Consider the following 21,710-nt stretch of genomic DNA (forward strand, 5'->3'; position numbering starts at 1 on the left):
GCGCGGGGGCGGGGCGTCGGGGGTGGCGGTTGTGTCTTGGGTGTGGGTGTGGGGGGGTTGTGGGGGGGGGGGGGTGGCGCTCCGCGCGCCCCCCCGGGCGCCGCCGTGCCGATCATCGACGCGACCGAACCGGGGCAGGTCACCTGGGCGAGCGTCATGGTGCTGGCACTGCCCGGAGCGGTGCTGTGCTTCCTCGCCGTTCAGGGGTTGCTCGGGGGCGTGCGCGCCGAGGCCTGGTGCCTGCGGCGAAGCACCCGCCCAGGGCAGGACGAACTCGCCCAGCGGGTAGCGCAGCTGACCACCACGCGTGCCGAGGTGATCGAGGTGATCGACGACGAACGACGACGCATCGAACGTGACCTGCACGACGGCGTGCAGCAGCGGGTGGTCGCGCTGTCGATTCTGCTCGGCCGGGTGGAGCGGGAAGCCGACGAGGACCAGCGTGGCGAGCTGCACCGGCGGGCGATCGCCGAGACCGGGCACATCCTCGACGAATTGCGGGAGGTCTCCTGGCGCATCTACCCGGCCATGCTCGCCCGCGACGGACTCCACGCCGCGCTCGAAGCCCTGGCCGACCGGACACCGTTGCCGACCCGGCTCGACTACGCGCTCACCGAGCGTGCCCCGCGACCGGTCGAATCGGCCTGCTATTTCACCGCCAGCGAGGCGATCACCAACGCCATCAAGCATTCCGGGGCCGAGACCATCGCCGTCGATGTCGAACGCGACGGGCCGCTCGTGCGGCTGCGTGTGCGCGACGACGGGAACGGCGGCGCCGACCCGAGCGGCCACGGGCTGGCCGGCATCGCCACCCGTGTCACCGCGCTGGACGGCACGATGAGGGTGGACAGCCCGCCGGGCGGTCCGACCATCGTCACCGTGGAGGTTCCGTGCGGATAACCCTGGCCGAGGACTCGGCGCTCCTGCGGGAGAGCCTGGCCCAGCTGCTGACCGCCGAGGGGCACGAGATCGTGGACTCCGTCGGCACCGCGACCGAACTGCTCGCCGCCGTGCGGGTCCGGCCACCCGACCTCGTCATCGCCGATGTCCGGATGCCGCCCGACCATGTCGACGAAGGCATCAGGGCGGCGCTCGAGATCCGCCGGGACCAGCCGGGGATCGCGGTCCTGGTGCTCTCACAGTACGTCGAACGCAGGCACGCGGCCGAATTCCTGACCGGCACCGGCGGGATCGGCTACCTGCTCAAGGACCGGGTCGGCGCGATCGGCGCGTTCCTCGACGCGGTCGAGCGGGTCGGCGCGGGCGGCACCGCGTTCGACCCGGAGGTGGTGCGGCAGCTGCTGCTACACAACCGCGCCGATTCACCGCTGCACCGGCTGACCGAGCGCGAGCGCGCGGTGCTCGAGCTCATGGCACAGGGCCTGAGCAACGCGGCGATCTGTCAGCAGCTGTTCGTCACCCGCAGCGCGGTCGAGAAGCACATCAACGCGATCTTCACCAAGCTCGATCTCCCCGCGGGTGAAGCGCACAACCGGCGTGTTCTCGCCATCCTGCAGCACCTGCGCGCGGGCGCGGTCGACGCCCAGCCGGGGTGATCGGTCCGGTCAGGCCTCGGCCGACACGGGAGCCCGCCCCCGCCACCAGCCCAGCGCGCCGAGGCCGAGCGGCACCAGCAGGGTGAGGAATCCCGACACAGGCATGTACACCAACCCGACGACGGTCGTCACGGCGAGCGCGACGAGCACCGATCCCGGCACGAATCCGCGCGCCCGCTCCAGCTCGATCATGGCCACTCCGAGACCGATCGCGACCACCCCGAACGCGGTGAACCAGAACGACAGTTCGGTGTCCTGATCGCTTGCCGCGAGCAGCGCGACGCCCATGATGGTGTGGACGGTGGCGATGAACACCACAGCGGCCCCGGCCAGCGGAAATCTAGTTCTTGAATTCATATTCATAAACTGTGCCACTAGGCTGAGCCGGTGGCAAGACCCCGTCTCTTCACCGACGATCAGGTGCTCGACGCGGCGCGCGACCTGCTGGTCGACCCGGCGATCACCCGGCCCGCGATCACCGCGATCGGCAAGGCCGCCGGCGTGCACACGGGGTCGATCTATGTGCGCTTCGCCTCACGTGACGAACTGCTCGCCCGCCTGTGGCTGCGCTCGATCCGGCGCTTCCACGAAGGCCTGCTGGCCGCGCTGGCCGGGCCGTCGCCGCTGCTCGCCGCGGCCACCTATCTGCCGCGCTACTGCCGCGCCAACCCGACCGAGGCCAGGGCGATGAAGATGTTCCATCGCGACGAGCTGCTCGATGTCGGACCCGAGGATCTGCGGGCTCAGATCGCCACCGTGAACGACGCCATGAACGCGGCCCTGCTCGCCGCCGTCGTCACCGAATTCGGGACCGCCGACGAGCGCGCGACGGCGCTCGCCGAGGCCGCGGTGAAGGCGATTCCGTACGGTTTGGTCCGCGATTACATCGCCCGCGCGGCACCGATTCCCGACTGGATCGACGAGGTGACCGCGACCGCCACCGGCGCGGTTCTGGAGCGGTTCCGTTCCCGATCTTGACGACACGCGGCACGAAATCCAGCGACACGCGGGGAATTTCGGGAAAGTCCCTGGTCGGGCATCACCGGGTTTGCCGTGCCGCTGACCACGCCGCACGCAACCTGGTGGCTAACATCGCCCATATCGGTAAAACCGCAGGTGGGGGTGTATTTTTCGAATTCGGCGGTACGATCGGTGCGGAGGAATCGGTGGTTACCGCATCGGGCCCGCGCGCCCCATACGGCATCCGTAATCCTGCCCTGACCTGGGGGTCGGGTTCGCAATCGGCGGGCGTCGTGGGTACGGTCGCACAGACCGTCCGGGTAACCGGCGGTAGATCTAGCAATGAACGATGAGACGGAGGAACCGTGGCCCTTCCCCAGCTGACTGACGAGCAGCGCGCCGCTGCTTTGGAGAAGGCGGCTGCCGCTCGCCGTGCTCGGGCGGAGCTCAAGGAGCGCCTGAAGCGTGGCGGTACCAACCTGAAGCAGGTCCTCACCGACGCCGAATCCGATGAGATTCTCGGCAAGATGAAGGTCTCTGCGCTGCTCGAGGCTCTGCCGAAGGTGGGCAAGGTCAAGGCTGCCGAGATCATGACCGAGCTGGAGATCGCCCCTACCCGGCGTCTCCGTGGCCTGGGCGACCGTCAGCGCAAGGCGCTGCTGGCTCGCTTCGACTTCGACGCCTGATTCAGGTGGTCGAACACACGCGGAAGGGTCGGCTGGTTGTACTGGTCGGCCCCTCGGCCGTGGGTAAGTCCACGGTCGTGCGGTGCGTGCGGGAACGCCTGCCCGAACTGGTCTTCAGTGTGTCGGCGACGACCCGGGCCCCCCGGCCCGGGGAAGTCGACGGCCGTGACTACCGTTTCGTTTCCCGAGCGGAATTCGACGCCATGATCGAGGCGGACGAACTGCTCGAATGGGCAGACATCCATGGGGGGCTGCAGCGATCGGGCACCCCCGCGGCTCCGGTGCGGGAAGCACTGGCAGCCGGACATTCGGTACTGATCGAAGTCGACCTGGCCGGTGCACGGTCGGTCCGGCAGGCGATGCCGGAAGCGCTGCTGGTGTTTCTCGCGCCGCCGAGCTGGGAGGAACTGGTCTCGCGGCTGCGTTCGCGCGGCACCGAGACGCCCGAGGTGATCGAGCGCAGGCTCGAGACCGCCCGGGTCGAATTGGCGGCCTGTGACGAGTTCGACACGGTCATCGTGAACGCCGAGGTGACGACCGCCTGCGAGCAGTTGGTATCGTTGTTCGTTAGCACAAATTCGAGTTCTTGACCCACTAACCCCGCAGGAGCCTCCCCTAGTGAGTACGGACACCGCAGCCGCGCCCGCGTACGACACCCCGATCGGCCTCACCAACCCGCCGATCGACGAGCTGCTCGAGCGCACCTCGTCCAAGTACGCCCTGGTGATCTACGCGGCCAAGCGCGCGCGTCAGATCAACGATTACTACAACCAGCTCGGTGACGGCATCCTCGAGTACGTCGGCCCGCTGGTCGAGCCCGGCCTGCAGGAGAAGCCGCTGTCGGTCGCCATGCGCGAAATCCACTCCGACCTGCTCGAGCACACCGAGGGCGAGTGACCATCTCTTTTCCGGAGGCGTAGAGACCATGCGGATCGTCGTCGGGGTCAGCGGGGGCATCGCCGCTTACAAGGCGTGTGCCCTCGTTCGCCGGTTCACCGAGACCGGCCATCAGGTGCGGGTGATTCCCACCGAGTCGGCCCTGGAGTTCGTCGGTAAGGCGACCTTCGAGGCGCTGTCCGGCCAGCCGGTGCACACCGGTGTGTTCGCCGACGTGCCCGAGGTGCCGCATGTCCGGATCGGCCAGGAGGCCGATCTCCTCGTCATCGCCCCCGCCACCGCGGATCTGATGGCGCGCGCCGCGCAGGGGCGCGCCGACGATCTGCTCACCGCCACCTTGCTGACGGCTCGATGTCCGGTGCTGTTCGCGCCCGCGATGCACACCGAGATGTGGGAGCATCCGGCGACGGTGGCCAATGTCGCGACGCTGCGCGCGCACGGCGCCAATGTCATGGAACCCGCGTCGGGCCGGCTCACCGGCACCGACACCGGTCCGGGCAGGCTGCCCGAGCCGGAGGAGATCTTCGGCCTGGCCTCGCTGCTGCTCGAACGCTCCGACGCGCTGCCCCGCGACCTGACCGGTCGCCGCGTGGTGATCACCGCCGGTGGCACCAGGGAACCGCTCGATCCCGTGCGTTTCCTCGGCAACCGTAGCTCGGGCAAGCAGGGCTACGCCCTGGCCAGGGTCGCCGCCCAGCGTGGCGCCCAGGTGACGCTGATCGCGGGCAACACCATCGAACTCGCGCCGCCCGCCGCCGTGGACCTGGTCCACATCACCACCGCCGACCAGCTCAAGACCGCGGTCGACAAGCACGCGCTCGGCGCCGACGCGGTGATCATGGCGGCCGCGGTGGCCGATTTCCGGCCCACCCACGTCGCCGCGGCGAAGATCAAGAAGGGCGCTGACGAGCCCGACGTGATCCCGCTGACCAAGAACGAGGACATCCTCGCCGGCTTGGTCGACGCCCGCACCGACGGCAGGCTCGCTGGCACCGCGATCGTCGGCTTCGCCGCCGAGACCGGGGACGACAACGGTGACGTGCTCACCCACGCCCGCGCCAAACTGGCCCGAAAGGGCTGCGACCTGCTCGTTGTCAACGCGGTCGGCGAGGGCAAGGCGTTCGAGGTCGACACCAACGACGGCTGGTTGCTCGGCGCCGACGGCACCGAACAGGCCCTGGATCACGGCTCGAAGGCGCTGCTGGCCAGCTGGGTGCTCGACGCGCTCGTCCCGCTGCTGCGCTGACCGGTTTAGGGTCCCCATACTTCGCGAGATCTGTTGCGCTGCAATGATCGTCGCGCAGTGTACTGCGTACGGACAGGGTCTGTGGGCGGCTTCGCCGGTTCGGTGAACAGTCCGGGCCAGTCTGTGTGCACTGCGCCACCTCGTCGGTGGTTTGGAATAGTCTTGATAAGGAACGAGTAACCCGTTGAGGGAGAGGGAATAACTGTGCGTACGACAGGTAGTCGGCTATTCACCAGTGAGTCCGTGACCGAAGGTCACCCGGACAAGATCTGTGACGCGATCAGCGATTCCATCCTCGATGCGTTGCTCGCGGAGGACCCGAGCAGCCGGGTCGCGGTGGAAACCCTGGTGACCACGGGTCAGGTCCATGTGGCGGGCGAGGTCACCACCTCGGCCTACGCCGATATCCCGCGGATCGTCCGGGAGAAGGTCCTCGAGATCGGATACGACTCCTCCGCAAAGGGATTCGACGGCAACTCCTGCGGTGTCAACATCGCGATCGGCGCCCAGTCGCCCGATATCGCGCAGGGTGTCGACACCTCGCACGAGGCGCGCGTCGGCGGTTCCGACGACGCGATCGAGCGCCAGGGCGCCGGTGACCAGGGCCTGATGTTCGGCTACGCCACCACCGACACGCCCGAGCTGATGCCGCTGCCGATCGCGCTCGCGCACCGGCTCTCGCGCAAGCTCACCGAGGTCCGCAAGTCCGGCGTGCTGCCGTACCTGCGTCCCGACGGCAAGACCCAGGTCACCATCGAATACGACGGTGACCGCCCGGTCCGCCTCGACACGGTCGTCATCTCCACCCAGCACGCGGCCGATATCGACCTGGACAACCTGCTCGCGCCCGATATCCGCGCGAAGGTCCTCGACGCCGTCGTCGGCGACCTGGAGCTGCCCAGCCTGGACACCTCCGACATCCGGCTGCTGGTCAACCCGACCGGCAAGTTCGTGCTCGGCGGCCCGATGGGCGACGCGGGCCTGACCGGCCGCAAGATCATCGTCGACACCTACGGCGGCATGGCCCGCCACGGTGGCGGCGCGTTCTCCGGCAAGGACCCGTCGAAGGTGGACCGCTCGGCCGCCTACGCCATGCGCTGGGTCGCCAAGAACGTCGTGGCCGCCGGGCTGGCGGAACGGGTCGAGGTGCAGGTCGCGTACGCGATCGGCAAGGCGGCCCCGGTCGGCCTGTTCGTCGAGACCTTCGGCACCGAGAAGGTGGACCCGGTCCGCATCTCGGCCGCCATCTCGGAGGTCTTCGACCTGCGTCCGGGCGCGATCATCCGCGACCTGGACCTGCTGCGCCCGATCTACGCGCCGACCGCGGCCTACGGCCACTTCGGCCGCACCGATGTCGACCTGCCCTGGGAGCACACGGACCGCGCCGACAAGCTGCGCGCGGCCGTCGGCCTGTAAGACTCACCGCCCGCGTGGCAGCGGACGACACAATGACAGCAGCGGGACACCCGATCGCCCGGGTGCTCCCGCTGCTGTCGCCTGCGCACCTGGACCGCGACTTCGACTACCTGGTGCCGCCGGAACTGGACGAGATCGCCCAGCCCGGTGTGCGGGTCCGCGTCCGTTTCGCGGGCCGCCTGGTCGACGGATACCTACTCGAACGGCTCCCGCGCAGCGACCACACCGGCAAGATGGTCAAGCTCGAACGCGTCGTCTCCCCGGAACGCGTCCTCACCCCGGAAATCCTGCGCCTGGCCACCACCGTCGCCGCCCGCTACGCGGGCACCCGCGCCGACGTCCTGCGCCTGGCCATCCCACCCCGCCACGCCCGCACGGAAGCGGGGGCGACCAAGAAGCCCACTGCCGCAACGGAATCGATATCCGATGCGCACGCAGCTGACGCAGCTGACGCAGCTGACGCAGCAGGCGCAGCAGGCGCAGCTGACGCAGCAGGCGCAGCAGGCGCAGCTGACGCAGCAGGCGCAGCAGGCGCAGCTGACGCAGCAGGCGCAGCTGACGCAGCAGGCGCGGCCCACGCGCCTGACACTGCCGACGCGGCCGATGCGACGCCGTCGGCGACCCCGAACCTGCCGGCAGACGGTCGCGGTCAGCACCCGGTGAGCGAGCAGTCCGCGGTGGGGCCGCGGCAGTCCGCAGCTGATGCAGCCGTCGACGCTGTGCCCGACGAACGGTTGCCATCGCGATCGGCGGCACCGCGAGAATCGTCGGCTCACTATCAAGGGCCGAACGACGAACCGCGGGCCGAGCCCGGAGCGCGGGTGGGGACGGAGCAGCGGCGGGCGACGTCCGGTTCGTACGGTGAAACATCCAGCGCGGTAACGGAACCGGGCGTCGACACGTCGGCGTGGGGTCGCTATGTGCACGGCGAGGCGTTCGTCGGCGCGCTGCGGCAGCGCAGGGCGGCACGCGCCGCCTGGCAGGCACTGCCGGGGGAGGACTGGGCGGCGCGCCTGGCCGAACTCGCCGCGACTGTGGTGGCCGGTGGGCGCAGTGCGGTGCTGATGGTGCCGGATCAGCGTGACCTGGATCGGTTGCTCGCCGAATGTGTTCGGCTGGTGGGGGATTCGGCAGTCGGGTTGTCGGCGGGGCTGGGACCCGCGGCGCGGTACCGGCGGTGGCTGGCGGTGTTGCGCGGGCAGGCCCGCATCGTGGTCGGCACCCGCGCAGCCGTGTTCGCGCCCGCGCAGGACCTCGGGCTGATCGCGATCTGGGACGACGGTGACGACACCTATGCCGAACCGCGCGCCCCGTATCCGCACGCTCGCGAGGTGGCGATGCTGCGCGCCCACGAGACCGGCGCTGCCTTCGTCGCCGCCGGTTTCGCCCGGACGGCCGAGATCCAGGCGGTGGTCGAATCCGGTTGGGCCCGTGATCTTCTCGCTGAGCGGCAGGTGCTACGCGAGGTGATGCCGCGGATCAGCGCGCCCGGTGACACCGACTTCGCGCTGGAACGGGACGCGCTGGCGCGGGCGGTACGGATGCCCGGTGTCGCCTTCGCGGCAGCGCGCGCGGCGCTCAAGGAGAACGCCGCGGTGCTGGTCCAGGTGCCGCGGCGTGGGTACGTCCCCTCGCTGGCCTGCGCGAAATGCCGGACGCCTGCCCGCTGTCGGCACTGCAACGGGCCGCTGTCGCTGCCGCAGTCCGCCGACGGCCAGGCGGCGAGCCCGCAGTGCAAGTGGTGCGGCATTACCGAAGCCGCCTTCCGCTGTCAGGCCTGTGGGGCGCGCGCCTTGCGGGCGATGGTGATCGGGGCGGCGCGCACCGCCGAAGAACTCGGCCGGGCGTTTCCTGGTGTGCCGATCCGGGGCTCGGGTGGCGGGGAGGTGATCGACACCGTCGAGCCGGGCGCGCAGGTGGTCGTCGCCACGGTCGGCGCCGAACCGCTCGTGCGCGGCGGCTACGGGGTGGCGCTGTTGCTCGACGGCTGGGCCCTGCTCGGCCGGGCCGACCTGCGGGCGAGCGAGGACACGCTGCGCCGCTGGATGGGCGCCGCCGCCCTGGTCCGCCCGCGCGGGCAGGTCATCGTGATGGCCGAACCGGCCCTGCCCACCGTCCAGGCGCTGGTCCGCTGGGACCCGGTCCACCATGCCGCCGCCGAACTCGAGGCGCGTGCCGAGGTCGGGTTCCCGCCCGCCGTGCGCTTGGCGGCCGTGGACGGGACGTCCGCCTCGATCGCCGAATTCCTCGACGCGGCGGCGCTGCCCGACGGCACCGAGGTGCTCGGTCCGGTCCCGCTGCCCCCGACGGCACGGAAACCGTTCTCCGGCAGCGACTCTCCGGCTGAGGTCGAACGCATGCTGCTGCGGGTCGGCCGATCCGCGGGTGGGCCCTTGGCTCGCGCCCTGACCGCCGCCCAGGCGGTCCGCAGCTCCCATCGATCCGACGACCCGCTACGGGTGCAAGTCGACCCGGTCGACATCGGCTGACCGGCCTGCACTCGGGTCGCCGACCCGGTGACGGGCGGACGCGGGCGACGAGCGCCCTCCGGATTCGCCGGCCGCGGGCCCGGTCGACGTCGGCTGCCGGTGTGCGCTCTGGTCGCCGGTGCGGTGACGGGGTGGACTCGGGCGAGCGCCCGCACGATTCGCCGGCCGCGGGCCAGGTCGACGTCGGCTGCCGGTGCGCTCTGGTCGCCGGCGCGGTGACCGGGTGGACTCGGGCGAGCGCCCGCCGGATTCGCCGGCCGCGGGCCCTGTCCTACCATGACCTCGGGTGAGCGGAGAGGATCGTGGTGGAGTTCTTCACGACGCACGACGGGATGTACGTGGCGAGCGATCTGGCGGTGAGCCGCTGGTCGCCGAACCAATTGCACGGCGTCGCGGTGTGTGGCCTGCTCGCGCTGGAGGCCGAGAAGCACAGTCCGGGAACGGGATTCGTGCCGGCGCGGATCTCGGTCGATCTGTTCCAGCAGGTCACCCGGGAACCGATCACGCTGCACAGTGCCGTGGTGCGGGCAGGCAACCGCATCAAGGTCGTCGATTCCTGGCTGGTCCAGCAGGATCAGACGCGGGCCAGGGCGACCGTGACCTTCCTGGCCGCCACCGACGATCCACCGGGAACGGTCTGGCAGCCGCCACGGACGCTGCCTGCCCCCGCGGAACGCCGTGACGATCCGCAGGGCGCCGCACCGCTGTTCAAGTCAGGTGACTCCGACTGGATCACCGACTTCGGTGCCGCTCGCGACGCCGAGCGCAAAGTCACCTGGCAGAACCTGCCACAACTGGTGGCCGGGGAACCGTTCACTCCGTTCCAGCGCGCCGCCGCCACCGGTGACCTCACCAACCTCGTCTGCCACTGGGGTTCGCGCGGCGTCGGCTACATCAACGCCGACATGACGCTGACCCTGTCCCGCCTGCCGGTGGGTCCGGAACTCGGCATGCAGGCCCTCGACCATGTCGGGAACGCCGGTGTCGCCGTGAGTACCGCGACCATGTACGACCGCGAAGGCCCGCTCGGCACCTGCGTGATCACCGCCGTGGCCAATGACCGGCGCCGCTCGGTCCCCGTCCCTCGCGGCGAACCGGTGCCCGCGACCGCCGAGGGCTGACACGCGGGCCCGATGAATTCGCGCGGTCGGCGTCGTCTGCACTGATGACGGCGCGCGCCCGCGCGTCCCTGGCCCGTGTCCCGGAGGTCCCCTTGGCGAACACCCTGTCTCGTGACGAACTCTGGGCGTTGGCGCACGCCGAACGGGCGGCCCTGGCCGAGGACCTCGCCGTTCTGACAGATGAGCAGTGGGCGCGGCCGTCGCTGTGCGGGAACTGGGTGGTCGAGGAGGTCGTCGCCCACCTCACCGCGGCGGCGAGTATCGGCAGGCTGCGCTGGCTGCGCAGTGTCCTCGGCGCCCGCTTCGACTTCGACCTGCACAATGCCCGGCGCCTGGCCGAACACCGTGGGGCCACACCCGCCGAGACCCTCGCGCTGTTCCGGGCGATCATCACCAGCACTACCGCGGCGTCCGGGCACACGGCGGCCTGGCTCGGCGAGGTCGTCGTCCACGGGCAGGACATCCGCCGACCGCTCGGGCTGTCCGCCACCCCCTCGACGGAGGTCGCCACCGCGGTCGCCGACTTCTACGCGAGCCGCGATTTCACCGTGCCCAGCAAGACCACCATCGCCGGCCTGTGCCTGGAAGCCACCGACGGGCCCTTCGCGACGGGCGCCGGTCCGCTGGTCAGCGGTCCGACGATTGCGCTGGTCATGGTCATGGCAGGCCGCATAGCCTGTGCCGACGAGCTGACCGGGCCCGGCCTGCCAACGCTGCGTACCCGCCTGAGCGCTGGTACCGCCGACATGGCGTGAGCTGTGCCGGACCACGCTGTGGCGGACCACGCTGTGCCGGGCCACGCTGTGTCGGCGTCGGACCCGCTCAGCGGTACATCGCGCACTGCCGCAGCGCCCACTCCGCGTAAGAGGTCGCCGGGCGGCCGAGCACCCGCTCGATATCACCGCTGACCTGCTGTTCCTCGGTGGTGGGCGTGCCCAGGATGGTCAGCGTGTGGTCGGCGACCGCTTCCGGCATGAACCGCAGCATGTTCTCCTTCGCCTGGGCCGCGGTGAGTTCGACGAAGCTGATGGGCTCATCGATGGCCGTGGCGATCGCGGCCGCCTGTTCGCGCGGGGTCACCGTGGCGGGGCCGGTCAGCGTGTAAGCGCGACCGGTGTGCCCGTCCTCGCGAAGAGCAGCCGCCGCGACCGCGGCGATGTCTCCCGGATCGACCGCGGGCAGGCCGACATCGCCGAACGGAGCGGCGACGGTTCGCGACGTCCGCACCGGTTCGATCCAGGCATAGGTGTTGGAGAAGAACCCACCCGGCCGCAGCGCGGTCCACTCGAGATCGGACTCCGCCAGTGCCTGCTCGAAGGCGATCGTCCGCGCGTACCCGGCGGAGGCAGGCCGGGTCACCGCGCCCTGCGAGGACACGAACACCACCCGGCGGACACCGGCGGCGGAGACGGTTTTCACGACCTGGGCGGGTTCTGGCCCGGTCATGAGCTGCTCACCGGTGATCAGCAGGAACAGCGCATCCGCACCGCGCAGGACGGGGGAGAGGCTGTCGAGGTCGCCCAGATCGGCCACGCCGTGTTCGACGCCCGCGGGCAGGTCGACGGGGTTGCTGCCCCGAGAGACCGCCCGGACCTGTTCGCCCGACTCGGCGAGCAAGCCGACCAGCTGACGGCCGATATTGCCGGTGGCCCCGGTGACAACGATCATGAGAACTCCTTGAGTTAGTTAGCTGACTAACTCAACATAGCAAGGCCTGACCGGGCTGTCTATAGTTAGTTGCATGACTGACTCAGTGACCCCGCCGAAGATCGGGAAACGGGAACGGCTCGTCCACGCGGCCGCGCGGGTCTTCTACGAGCAGGGGATCGAGAAGACGACCATCGCCGACATCGCCACCGCGGCCGATGTGCCGGTCGGCAACGTCTACTACTACTTCAAGACCAAGGACCAGTTCGTCCAGGCTGTGATCGACACACACGCCGCGGTGCTCGGCGAGGTCATCGCGGGAATCGAGCCGCTGCCCGGCCCCGCCGAGCGGTTGAAGGCGATGGTCGCGAGCTGGGTGGACCAGCGCGAGCTGGCCGTGCGCTTCGGCTGTCCGACCGGCTCGCTGGCGGCCGAACTCGACAAGCGCGCCGATGCCTTCGGCGGCGAACCGGCGCGCCTGATGAGCCTGCTCATCGACTGGGCGCGGGCCCAGTTCGCCGAACTCGGCAGGCCCGATGCCGCCGAACTCGCCGTCGCCTTCGTTGCGGCCTATCAGGGAATCTCCTTGCTCACCAACACCTTCCGCGACCCCGAGCTGATGGTGACCGAGGGCGCGCGGCTGGAGCGCTGGATCGACGAGCTGGCCGGCCAGGGCTGACCTCACCCGGGTGGCGCCAGGAGCGTGGCGAGGGCACCCCTTGCGCTCGATGCATTGCCGATATATCGTCGATAGCGTCAAGAACAACGAGGGAGCCTGAGGAGGCTGTCATGCGCAACGCAGAGAATCGAGAATTCGGACACTTCGGCCGCGGTCGCGGACCCGGCCCCGCGGAATTCGGTCCCGATCGGCGGCAGTTCCGCCGGGGTGGGCGACACGGGCACGGTCCCGAGTTCGGACCGGGCTTCGGCCCAGGTTTCGGACCGGGTTTCGGTCCCGGCTTCGGTCGTGGACGCGGCCGCGGCGGCCGGGGCAGGCGCGGTGACGTGCGTGCCGCGGTGCTGCTGCTGCTCGTCGAGCGGCCCATGCACGGCTACGAGCTGATCCAGCAGATCCGCGAGCGGAGCGACGATGTCTGGCGTCCCAGCCCGGGGTCCATCTACCCGGCGTTGGCCCAGCTCGAGGACGAGGGTCTGGTGCTCATCGAGAAGGTGGCCGGTCGCAAGACCGCCCAGCTCACCGACGAGGGCAAGACCTATGTCGAGGCCAATCGCGAGGAGCTCGGTGACCCGTGGGCCGAGGTCAAGCAGGACATCGGCGCCCAGGCGCTGGACCTGCGCGGCCTGGTCGGACAGGTGATGGGCGCGGTCGGTCAGGTCGCCCAGGTCGGGACGGCGGAGCAGGCGGCCAAGGCGGCCGAGGTGCTCACCGAGACCCGCCGGGCCCTGTATCGCATTCTCGCCGAAGACGACATCACGCCCGGGGGCGACACCACTTCCGAGAAGTGAGCTCCCGGTGCGGGATCGGCGCCGCCGCGGCCCCCATAATTCGGGGCATCCGTACCCCGTTTATGGAGGTGCGAAACCCACTCCGAGGGTGTATTTCTTTGGGATATGGGACAGCGGCGGCGCAGGCGGGTTTGGGGAGTGGCACAAAAGCGACGGGCGGGCGCGATCGCGTTAGCCGTCGCCGCGGTCTTCGGGAGCATGGCCTCGCCCGCCGGAGCCGAACCCGCGGGGTACCGGCCTGCCGTCGTGCCGAACCAAGAGGGTCCACGCCAGACTGACCACCTCACCGCGGCACGCTATCTCGATACGCATCCGGGCGCGGTTCCGGTGGGGGTCAACAACTTCGGCTGTAAGCCGACCGCCGAACATCCGCGTCCGGTGGTGCTCGTGCACGGTACCGATTCCAGTGCGTACTCCGATTGGGCGGGGATCGGTCCGCAGCTCGTCGATGCGGGGATGTGCGTGTTCGCCCTGAACTACGGTGGCGCGCCCGGCGCCGACACCTACGGCACCGAGGACATGCGGATCAGCTTCGCCCAGCTCGCGGCGTTCGTCGACGACGTGCTCGCGGTGACCGGTGCGGCGAAGGTCGACCTGGTCGGCTTCTCGCAGGGCGCGAACGTCAGCCGGTTCTACGTCAACAAGCTCGGGGGAGCGCCGAAGGTCGGCACCTGGGTCGGGCTCGCCTCGCCCAGTTACGGCGGGGTCATGTACGGACTCGTGCCGGTCGGCCAGGCTGTCCCCGGCATGATGGATGTCTACGCGAAGGTCACCTCGACGGCCGCGGTCCAGCAGGCGCAGGGTGAACCGCTGATGGTCGAGCTCAATGCCGGTGGCGACACCGTGCCCGGCCCCCGCTACGTCACCGTCGGCAGCCGGGTCGACGAGATGATCCAGCCCTTCGAGAACATCGCCCTGCACGGCGCGGGCGCGGAGAACCTCGTCCTGCAGGACCTGTGCTCCGACGACCTGACCGGCCATTTCCACCTGGTCTACGACCCCTTCGTGCAGCAGCTGCTGCTGCGGGTCCTCGACCCGGCCCACGCGCCGGCGCCGGTCTGCCAACCGGTCTCGCTCGGCACCGGCATCCCACAGGTGATCATCGCAGGCAACTCCTGACGGCCACGCCGGTCGGGAGCACCGGCCGCGGTCACTAGAATGGGCTGACCGCACTTCGTCCAGCCGGGAGCCGCCGCGTGACCATTCAGCCCGTTCGCCTGTTCGGCGATCCGATTCTGCGTTCCCGTGCGGATGCGGTCACCGAGTTCGGCGCCGAGCTCGGCCAGTTGATCGCCGACCTCACCGAGACCATGCACGACGACGGTGGGGTCGGGATGGCGGCGCCGCAGATCGGGGTCGGGCTGCGGGTGTTCGTCTACGACACCGGTGACGCCGCGGGACACGTGGTGAATCCGGAATGGACGGCGATCGGCGAGGACGAGCAGGTCGGGCCCGAGGGCTGCCTGTCGATTCCCGGGGTGCGCTACGACGTGCGTCGCGCCCTGCGGGTGCGCGTCACCGGCGTCGACAGTGCCGGTGTGCCCGTGGAATTCGAGGCTGACGGACTGCTCGCGCGCTGCGTGCAGCACGAGACCGATCACCTCGACGGCGTGCTGTTCGTGAACAAGCTCGAGCCTGCCGACCGCAAGGACGCGATGCGCACCATCCGCGAATCCGATTGGTTCCGTGCCGGAATCACCGTCCGCGAGTCCAGCGGTGTCGGCGGTGGCCGCTGATGCGCGTCGTCTTCGCAGGAACACCCGAACCCGCGGTGCCGTCGCTGCGCAGGCTGATCGAGAGCGAGCGCCACGAGGTCGTCGCCGTGATCACCCGCCCCGACGCCGTCGCCGGCCGCGGCCGCAAGATCATGCGCTCGCCGGTGGGACAGCTCGCCGACGAACACGGCATCCAGGTGCTCACCCCGCGCAAGCCCGCCGAGCCCGAGTTCGTCGCGGCGCTGACCAACCTGGCCCCGGACTGCTGCCCCGTGGTGGCCTACGGCGCGTTGCTGCCCCAGCAGGTGCTCGACATCCCCACCCACGGCTGGATCAACCTGCACTTCTCGCTGCTGCCCGCCTGGCGTGGCGCGGCGCCGGTGCAGGCGGCCATCGATGCCGGTGACGACATGACCGGCGCGTCGACCTTCCTCATCGAGGCGGGCCTTGACACCGGCCCGGTGTACGGCGTGATGACCGAGAAGGTCGGCGTCACCGACACCGCGGGCGAGCTGCTCGCCCGGCTGGCCGAGGCGGGCGCCGTCCTGCTGGACAAGACCCTCGACGGCGTGGAAGACGGGACGCTGCAAGCGATTCCGCAATCCGGCGACGGCGTGTCCTACGCGCCGAAGGTGACCGTGGAAGCGGGCCGGATCCGGTTCGACGAGACCGCACTGGCCATCCACCGCCGTATCCGCGCCGTCACCCCGGCGCCCGGCGCGTGGACCGAGATGAACGGACTGCGCCTCAAGCTCGGCCCGGTGGAGATGGTGGAGGAAACCTTGCCCGAACGCGAGATCGAGGTGCGCAAGTCCGGCGTCTTCGTCGGCACGTCGACCACAGCGGTCCGTCTCGGCCAGGTCCAGCCACCCGGCAAGAAGATGATGAACGCCCTGGACTGGGCCCGCGGCGCACGTCTCGCCCCCGGCACGGTGATCGGATGAGCGCGTCGGATCGCAGGCGTCGGCGGGAAGCCGACCAGCGCAGTGGCACAACACCGCGCGACGAACGCAAGGTCACGGGTAAGAACGTCGACGGTGGCTGGGCGGCCCGCGCGGCCAAGGGCGGCGGCACCGTACGAGCGGGCGGCGGAACCTCGCAGCGCTCCGGTGGTTCGCGCCAGCCGGACGATCGTGGCGACGCCGGTCGCGGTGCGAGTGGCTGGCAACGTGACGACCGTGGTCGCGGTGCGGGTGATTCGCGCGGCGGCGGCGAGCGTGGTCGTGGTGCCGATGACTCGCGTGGCGGGGATTTCCGCGGTCGCGGCGAGGGTGATCGGGGTCGTGTTGACGAGCGTCGCTCGGACGATCGTGGTGGCGCCGGACGCTCCGGTGCGCGTGCGGGCGGCGGTCGTGACGACGATCGGCGAGGCCGTGATGAACGATCTGGCGGCCCCCGGTCGGGTGGTCCCCAGGGCCGCGGCAGTGCGACCGGTGGTCGGGCTGCCGCGGATCGTGCTGCGCGCGAAGGGGATTCGCGTTCTCGCGGTGCGGGATCCGGTCGCGACAGTGGTCCGCGCTCGGGTGGCGATGCCGCCCGCGGTGGCAAGCGGTCCGCCGGTGAGCGTGCCGGCGGTCAGGGCGCGGATCGCAGGCGTGAGGATCGGCCGGACCCGAGTGTGCCGAGCCCGCGTAAGCGGCGCGGTGAACCCGTCGATCCGGCGAGGGAAGTGGCACTCGATGTGCTGCGGGCGGTGCGGGAGCGCGATGCCTACGCCAACCTGGTACTGCCGAAGTTGTTGCGGGAGCGCAAGATCAGCGGGCGTGATGCCGCGTTCGCGACCGAACTCACCTATGGCGCGTGCCGTTCGCAGGGGCAGCTCGATGCGGTGATCGCGGCGTGCGCGGGGCGGCCGGTGGCCGAGATCGACGGGCCGATCCTCGATATTCTGCGGCTCGGGGTCTATCAGCTGCTGCGGACCCGTACCAGCGCGCATGCCGCCGTCGACACCTCCGTCGATCTGGCGCGTGCCGAATTCGGCCAGGGCCGTGCCGGTTTCGTGAACGCGGTGCTGCGCCGGGCGGGGGAGAAGACGGTCGAGGAGTGGGTGGCCGAGCTGGCGCCCGCCGATCCCGTCGGCGGCCTCGCCTTCGAATACGCCCACCCGACCTGGATCGCCCAGTCCTTCGCCGATGCCCTCGGCGCGCAGGCGGGCGAACTGGGTGCGCTGCTGGCCGCCGACGACGAGCGCCCGGTCGTGCACCTGGTCGCGCGGCCCGGTGAGATCACCGCCGAAGAACTCGCCCTGGTCACCGGCGGCGAGGAAGGCCGCTGGTCGCCCTATGCGGTGTACCTCGAAGGCGGCGACCCCGGTCAGCTCGAACCTGTCCGCGAAGGCATCGCCGCTGTCCAGGACGAGGGCAGTCAGCTCGTCGCCGTCGCGCTGACCAAAGCACCGCTGAACGGCCCCGACGCGGGCCGCTGGCTCGATCTCTGCGCAGGTCCCGGCGGCAAGGCGGCCATGCTGGGCGCGCTGGCCACGATCGACCTGTTCACCGTCGACGCCGTCGAGCCTGCCGAGCACCGGGCCGAACTGGTCCGCAAGTCCACCCGTGGACTGCCCGTCACCGTGCACGTCGCCGACGGCCGGGACAGCGGCCTGACCCCCGGCTACGACCGCATCCTCGTCGACGCCCCCTGCACAGGCCTCGGCGCGCTGCGTCGTCGCCCCGAGGCCCGCTGGCGGCGCACCCCCGCCGATGTGCCGGAACTGGTCACCCTGCAGCGCGAACTGCTCACCGCCGCCTGGGACCTGCTGCGCCCCGGCGGCGTGGTCGTGTACTCGACCTGCTCACCGCACCTGCCGGAAACCGTCGCGGTCGTCGGCGATTTCGTCCGCCGCTCCGGCGCCGAACAACTCGACACCCGCGAGTTGCTCCCCGGCGTCACCGACCTCGGCGACGGCCCGTCGGCCCAGCTGTGGCCCCACCGCCACGGCACCGACGCGATGTTCCTCGCGGCCCTGCGCAAACCGATCGACTAGCGAATGGCGGGCTGTGACGCGCACGTCGTAGCCCGCCGACACGTGACATTCGTCCAATCGCCCGGCGCCCGAACAGGCGCAGAATCAGGGCATGGCGATGACGTGGGAGCAGGTGGTGGCGATGGCGACGGCGCTGCCGGGTGTCGAGGAGGGCACCTGGTGGCGCAGTCCCGGGCTCAAAGTCGGCGGGAAGGGATTCGCGCGGTTGCGGGTCGAGGCCGAGGGTGGGCTGGCATTGCTGTGTGAGCCGGGGGAGAAGGAAGCCCTCCTGGCTTCCGGTGATCCGGCGTTCTATACGACACCGCACTACGACAGGAGCCCGTACGTTCTCGTCGATCTCGCGGTGGTCGACGCCGACCAGCTCGCCGAACTTCTCGACAGCGCCTGGTGGCTGCGGGCGCCCGCCGGGCTGCGGCGCGAACGGCAGGGCGCGTAGGGACGTCGTCGTCCCGGTGACCTCAGTCCCGTTCCGACAATTCGCGCAGGCGGGCAAGGGTTTTCGCGAGGATTCGCGAGACGTGCATCTGGGAGATCCCCAGCTGGGACGCGATCTGAGTCTGCGTCATCGACTCGAAGAAGCGCATCGTCAGAATGCGGCGTTCGCGTTCGGGCAGGCCCGCCAGCAGCGGACGCACCGCGATGTATTCCTCGACCCGGTCGAACTGCGATTCTTCCTCGCCGAGGGTGTCGAGCAGGGAGGCATCGCTGTCGCGCCCGACCGAGGCGGCATCGATCGAGGTGGGCTGATACGCGTTGCCCGCGATCACCGCCTGGGTGACCTCGTCGGGGTCGACGTCGAGTTCGGCCGCGATCTCCTTCGCGGTCGGGGAGCGACCGAGCCGCTGCGACAGCTGATCGACCGCTGCCCCGATGCGTAGGTGGGTCTCCTTGACTCGCCGGGGAACTCGCATCGCCCAGGTGTTGTCACGGAAGTAGCGCCTGACCTCACCCATGATGGTCGGCACCGCGAAGGACAGGAAGTTCGAGCCGCGGCTCAGATCGAACCGGTCCACCGCGTGCACCAGGCCGACGCGCGCCACCTGCGACAGATCGTCGAACGGTTCGCCGCGCCCGCTGAACTTCCTGGCGATGTGATCGGCCAGCGGAATGCACCGGTTGATCAGCGCGTCCCGGGCGACCGCGTGCGCGACGCTGCCGGGTTCGGTCGCCGCGAGACGCTCGAACAGCGCGCTGACGTCGTCGTAGCCGGATACCGGCTCCTCGGCCTCGGCGACGATCTCCTCGGCCGGGTTCTCCGCTACGGCGCCGTTGTCGGCGGCCTGCGGTTCGGCGCGGGTTTCCTGGTCGGGCTTGTGGTCTTCGGTGGTGTCCTCGCCGTGCACTACGCCTTCCCCCGGACCCGACGGAATCGGACCGTCGTCGGATAACCGGACACGACCGTGTCGAAGCCCTGCTGGTCGGCGCTCACCTCGTCGCTGAGCGTACGCAGCACATGCCAGCCGAAGCTGCGCTGATCGGGCATGCCCTCGGCCGCGGCGACGCCGTCGACCCGCACCATCAGTTCGCTGTCACCGACGACGAATTCGCAGGTCAGCATCGAACCAGGCGCCGCGATCGCGATGAGCGTCGAGCACACCTCGTCCACTGCCAGGCGCACGTCGGCGACCTCGTCGAGGGTGAAATCGCTGAGCAGGACCAGGGTTTCGGCCAGTCCGCGCAGGATCGGCAGCTGGGTCAACGAAGCTGCTACGCGAATCTCCACCGGGGCGCTGAACAGCCCTTGTTCCGCCGAAATATTGGTCACTCTATGGAGGCTACCCACATCTCGGCAGGGCAATCACCATTTGGTCGCTACACTTGCGCGCTGTGTCCACACCGACGTTCTCCCGCCCGGCCAAGCCGATGATCGCCCCGTCCATCCTGTCTGCGGACTTCGCGAACCTGGCTGCCGAGGCGGCCGCTGTCGAAGGCTGCGACTGGCTCCACGTCGACGTCATGGACGGCCATTTCGTGCCGAACCTCACACTCGGCCTGCCGGTCGTGCAGAGCCTGCTCAAGGCCACCGACATCCCCTTCGACTGCCACCTGATGATCGACGACCCCGGCCGCTGGGCGCCGGGCTACGCCGAGGCGGGCGCCTACAACGTCACCTTCCACGCCGAGGCGACCGACGACCCGATCGCGGTGGCCCGCGACATCCGTGCCGCGGGCGCCAAGGCCGGACTGTCGGTGAAGCCGAACACGCCGATCGAGCCGTACCTCGAGATCCTGCGCGAGTTCGACACCCTGCTGGTGATGAGCGTCGAACCAGGTTTCGGCGGGCAGTCGTTCATTCCGGGCGTGCTGGAGAAGGCGCGGATCGTGCGCAATCTGGTCGACGCGGGCGAACTGCAGCTCGTCGTCGAAATCGACGGTGGCATCAACCTCGACACCATCGAGCAGGCCGCCGCGGCGGGCATCGATTGCTTCGTCGCCGGCTCGGCGGTCTACAACACCGCCGATCCCGGTGCGGCCGTGCAGACGCTGCGCAGCATCGCGACTGCCGTCTGGCAGCCGTAGGTCCCGAATTCGATCAGAGCGAGCGGAGTTTGCGGGTGCCCAGCGCCCGCGCCGCTTCGATCACCGCGTATACCGGCGGCCGGATGTCGGCCGCCACGGGCGCCTGCACCCAGGTGCGGTAGCCGGTGCGTTCGTCGTCGGGTGAGGGCAGCACGATCTGGCTGCCGTGGCACGCGACCGTCGTGTAGAGCCGGAACAATTCGGCGGACGCGGTGGGGGTGAGGGTGTCGGGGCGGCACGGGCCGGTGAGGAAGGTCCAGCGCCTGGCCCGCGGGTGGTCGACGACCGGACCCGCGATCGCGGCACTGCGCAACCGGGCCTGCACCCGCTCGCCCAGATCGCCCGGCATGGTGACCGCGCCGTAGTGCGCGCCGATCAACAGCAGAATGCGGCGGGAATCTGGATCGATCGTCGCGGGCAGGTGCAGTTCCCGCCGATAGCGGACGCACCGAGTTTCCAGCGTGGAATCGACCAATGTGCTCACACGGCACCCCCACATGTATCGAACCTGTTGTGACCCACAGTGTTGTCTGACTTCCTGGAGTGGTGGACTATCCCTGGGTCGAACTGCCTGCGGCTGCCTTGCCGCGGGCCGAATGCGCCGCCGACCAGGCCGAGACGAATAGTTGAACAGCGGGAATCGGCGACATAACAATATTGCGTCAATGGCCCGCCCGGCGCAAGCATTCGAATCACCGTGTTTCCAGTTCGTAATTCAGGGTAAGTCCAGGTTAGGGCTGTTGGAGGAATGGTCGCGGCCGATTCTCCGAAAATAAGATTGAACAATTACCGCCGGAATGATTAACGGCGGGATTTCGTCATGTCGGTCTACATTCACCGCCGGATCGATGCACCGCTGTTCGTTTCCCTGGGTGTGACCGTGCCCGCGGTCCGATTCGACCCCGACCCGGGGGGGGGGGGTGGTGCCGGGGGGCGGCGCGTTTTCGGCCGGGGTGAGGCGCTCCCCGGCGCCACCGTCGCCGATTTCCATGCCGCGCTGCACGGAC

The 21,710-nt window shown here is 69.9% G+C and carries 25 protein-coding genes; 20 read left to right on the forward strand and 5 right to left on the reverse strand.

All coding sequences use genetic code 11. The features are described from left to right. Both ACFWPJ_RS04375 and ACFWPJ_RS04380 read left to right on the forward strand, forming a co-directional pair. The coding region (locus ACFWPJ_RS04375) for a sensor histidine kinase (protein WP_378847033.1) at nucleotides 1–900 on the forward strand (900 nt) is incomplete at its 5' end. Further along, on the forward strand, nucleotides 891–1,556 hold the full coding sequence (locus ACFWPJ_RS04380; protein WP_378847036.1) for a response regulator: 666 nt from the start codon (nucleotides 891–893) through the stop codon (nucleotides 1,554–1,556). The genes ACFWPJ_RS04375 and ACFWPJ_RS04380, both read left to right, overlap by 10 nt. A gap of 9 nt (nucleotides 1,557–1,565) precedes the next feature. Here the strand turns inward: ACFWPJ_RS04380 and ACFWPJ_RS04385 are convergent, their stop codons facing one another. Next, a complete protein-coding gene (locus tag ACFWPJ_RS04385) occupies nucleotides 1,566–1,913 on the reverse strand; it encodes a DUF6463 family protein (protein WP_378847039.1) in 348 nt (115 codons plus the stop codon). Nucleotides 1,914–1,943: 30 nt separating this feature from the next. Here ACFWPJ_RS04385 and ACFWPJ_RS04390 point away from each other — a divergent pair, with 30 nt between their 5' ends. The 9 genes from ACFWPJ_RS04390 (at nucleotide 1,944) to ACFWPJ_RS04430 (ending at nucleotide 11,126) form a co-directional block, all read left to right on the forward strand. Further along, on the forward strand, nucleotides 1,944–2,534 hold the full coding sequence (locus ACFWPJ_RS04390) for a TetR/AcrR family transcriptional regulator (protein ID WP_378847041.1): 591 nt from the start codon (nucleotides 1,944–1,946) through the stop codon (nucleotides 2,532–2,534). A 347-nt stretch (nucleotides 2,535–2,881) separates the two neighbouring features. Next, nucleotides 2,882–3,202: an integration host factor, actinobacterial type gene (gene mihF, locus ACFWPJ_RS04395; RefSeq protein WP_043653536.1), complete on the forward strand. Its 321-nt coding sequence runs from the start codon at nucleotides 2,882–2,884 to the stop codon at nucleotides 3,200–3,202. Nucleotides 3,203–3,207: 5 nt separating this feature from the next. Continuing rightward, nucleotides 3,208–3,792, forward strand: a complete 585-nt coding sequence (gene gmk / locus ACFWPJ_RS04400; protein ID WP_189023620.1) for a guanylate kinase — start codon at nucleotides 3,208–3,210, stop codon at nucleotides 3,790–3,792. Next, nucleotides 3,779–4,099, forward strand: coding sequence for a DNA-directed RNA polymerase subunit omega (rpoZ, locus tag ACFWPJ_RS04405; protein ID WP_378847075.1), 321 nt, complete (start codon nucleotides 3,779–3,781; stop codon nucleotides 4,097–4,099). The genes gmk and rpoZ overlap by 14 nt, the downstream gene beginning before the upstream one ends. Before the next feature lie 28 nt (nucleotides 4,100–4,127). Beyond that, nucleotides 4,128–5,345 (forward strand): bifunctional phosphopantothenoylcysteine decarboxylase/phosphopantothenate--cysteine ligase CoaBC, encoded by a 1,218-nt coding sequence (coaBC, locus tag ACFWPJ_RS04410; RefSeq protein ID WP_378847043.1) that lies wholly within the window; start codon nucleotides 4,128–4,130, stop codon nucleotides 5,343–5,345. Nucleotides 5,346–5,549: 204 nt separating this feature from the next. Continuing rightward, nucleotides 5,550–6,761, forward strand: a complete 1,212-nt coding sequence (gene metK / locus ACFWPJ_RS04415; RefSeq protein WP_378847045.1) for a methionine adenosyltransferase — start codon at nucleotides 5,550–5,552, stop codon at nucleotides 6,759–6,761. Nucleotides 6,762–6,793: 32 nt separating this feature from the next. Continuing rightward, on the forward strand, nucleotides 6,794–9,250 hold the full coding sequence (locus ACFWPJ_RS04420; RefSeq protein ID WP_378847047.1) for a primosomal protein N': 2,457 nt from the start codon (nucleotides 6,794–6,796) through the stop codon (nucleotides 9,248–9,250). 302 nt (nucleotides 9,251–9,552) lie between these two features. Continuing rightward, on the forward strand, nucleotides 9,553–10,371 hold the full coding sequence (locus ACFWPJ_RS04425) for an acyl-CoA thioesterase domain-containing protein (protein WP_378847048.1): 819 nt from the start codon (nucleotides 9,553–9,555) through the stop codon (nucleotides 10,369–10,371). Nucleotides 10,372–10,415: 44 nt separating this feature from the next. Continuing rightward, nucleotides 10,416–11,126, forward strand: a complete 711-nt coding sequence (locus tag ACFWPJ_RS04430) for a maleylpyruvate isomerase family mycothiol-dependent enzyme (RefSeq protein WP_378847050.1) — start codon at nucleotides 10,416–10,418, stop codon at nucleotides 11,124–11,126. A gap of 67 nt (nucleotides 11,127–11,193) precedes the next feature. Here the strand turns inward: ACFWPJ_RS04430 and ACFWPJ_RS04435 are convergent, their stop codons facing one another. After that, the gene (locus ACFWPJ_RS04435; protein ID WP_378847051.1) at nucleotides 11,194–12,039 is read right to left on the reverse strand and encodes an SDR family oxidoreductase; all 846 of its coding nucleotides are present in this window, start codon (nucleotides 12,037–12,039) and stop codon (nucleotides 11,194–11,196) included. A 73-nt stretch (nucleotides 12,040–12,112) separates the two neighbouring features. On the opposite strand from ACFWPJ_RS04435, the gene ACFWPJ_RS04440 reads away from it, so the two are divergent. The 7 genes from ACFWPJ_RS04440 (at nucleotide 12,113) to ACFWPJ_RS04470 (ending at nucleotide 18,619) form a co-directional block, all read left to right on the forward strand. Next, nucleotides 12,113–12,697, forward strand: a complete 585-nt coding sequence (locus ACFWPJ_RS04440) for a TetR/AcrR family transcriptional regulator (protein ID WP_378847054.1) — start codon at nucleotides 12,113–12,115, stop codon at nucleotides 12,695–12,697. Between the two features lie 110 nt (nucleotides 12,698–12,807). Continuing rightward, nucleotides 12,808–13,485 (forward strand): PadR family transcriptional regulator, encoded by a 678-nt coding sequence (locus ACFWPJ_RS04445; RefSeq protein WP_378847057.1) that lies wholly within the window; start codon nucleotides 12,808–12,810, stop codon nucleotides 13,483–13,485. A gap of 198 nt (nucleotides 13,486–13,683) precedes the next feature. Further along, nucleotides 13,684–14,604 (forward strand): esterase/lipase family protein, encoded by a 921-nt coding sequence (locus ACFWPJ_RS04450; RefSeq protein WP_378847077.1) that lies wholly within the window; start codon nucleotides 13,684–13,686, stop codon nucleotides 14,602–14,604. A 77-nt stretch (nucleotides 14,605–14,681) separates the two neighbouring features. Further along, nucleotides 14,682–15,221: a peptide deformylase gene (gene def / locus ACFWPJ_RS04455; RefSeq protein WP_378847060.1), complete on the forward strand. Its 540-nt coding sequence runs from the start codon at nucleotides 14,682–14,684 to the stop codon at nucleotides 15,219–15,221. Further along, nucleotides 15,221–16,144, forward strand: a complete 924-nt coding sequence (gene fmt, locus ACFWPJ_RS04460) for a methionyl-tRNA formyltransferase (RefSeq protein WP_378847063.1) — start codon at nucleotides 15,221–15,223, stop codon at nucleotides 16,142–16,144. The genes def and fmt overlap by 1 nt, the downstream gene beginning before the upstream one ends. Nucleotides 16,145–16,818: 674 nt before the next feature. Continuing rightward, on the forward strand, nucleotides 16,819–18,183 hold the full coding sequence (locus ACFWPJ_RS04465; RefSeq protein ID WP_378847080.1) for an RsmB/NOP family class I SAM-dependent RNA methyltransferase: 1,365 nt from the start codon (nucleotides 16,819–16,821) through the stop codon (nucleotides 18,181–18,183). Nucleotides 18,184–18,274: 91 nt separating this feature from the next. After that, entirely contained in the window at nucleotides 18,275–18,619 is a 345-nt protein-coding gene (locus ACFWPJ_RS04470) for an MmcQ/YjbR family DNA-binding protein (protein ID WP_378847065.1), read from the forward strand. Nucleotides 18,620–18,641: 22 nt separating this feature from the next. Here the strand turns inward: ACFWPJ_RS04470 and ACFWPJ_RS04475 are convergent, their stop codons facing one another. Together ACFWPJ_RS04475 and ACFWPJ_RS04480 are read right to left on the reverse strand one after the other, a co-directional pair. Next, the gene (locus tag ACFWPJ_RS04475; RefSeq protein WP_378847083.1) at nucleotides 18,642–19,421 is read right to left on the reverse strand and encodes an RNA polymerase sigma factor SigF; all 780 of its coding nucleotides are present in this window, start codon (nucleotides 19,419–19,421) and stop codon (nucleotides 18,642–18,644) included. Between the two features lie 104 nt (nucleotides 19,422–19,525). Then, nucleotides 19,526–19,948 (reverse strand): ATP-binding protein, encoded by a 423-nt coding sequence (locus ACFWPJ_RS04480; RefSeq protein ID WP_378847068.1) that lies wholly within the window; start codon nucleotides 19,946–19,948, stop codon nucleotides 19,526–19,528. Between the two features lie 98 nt (nucleotides 19,949–20,046). Here ACFWPJ_RS04480 and rpe point away from each other — a divergent pair, with 98 nt between their 5' ends. Further along, entirely contained in the window at nucleotides 20,047–20,703 is a 657-nt protein-coding gene (rpe, locus tag ACFWPJ_RS04485; protein WP_378847086.1) for a ribulose-phosphate 3-epimerase, read from the forward strand. A 13-nt stretch (nucleotides 20,704–20,716) separates the two neighbouring features. Here rpe and ACFWPJ_RS04490 read toward each other — a convergent pair whose 3' ends face one another. Then, entirely contained in the window at nucleotides 20,717–21,187 is a 471-nt protein-coding gene (locus ACFWPJ_RS04490; RefSeq protein WP_378847070.1) for a hypothetical protein, read from the reverse strand. Between the two features lie 336 nt (nucleotides 21,188–21,523). Between ACFWPJ_RS04490 and ACFWPJ_RS04495 the strand changes: the two genes are divergently transcribed. Beyond that, nucleotides 21,524–21,710 (forward strand): hypothetical protein (locus tag ACFWPJ_RS04495; RefSeq protein WP_378847073.1); only part of this gene is annotated, 187 nt, incomplete at its 3' end.

This window comes from Nocardia sp. NPDC058497, from assembly GCF_042720195.1.
In the GTDB taxonomy this organism is placed as follows: Bacteria; Actinomycetota; Actinomycetes; order Mycobacteriales; family Mycobacteriaceae; genus Nocardia.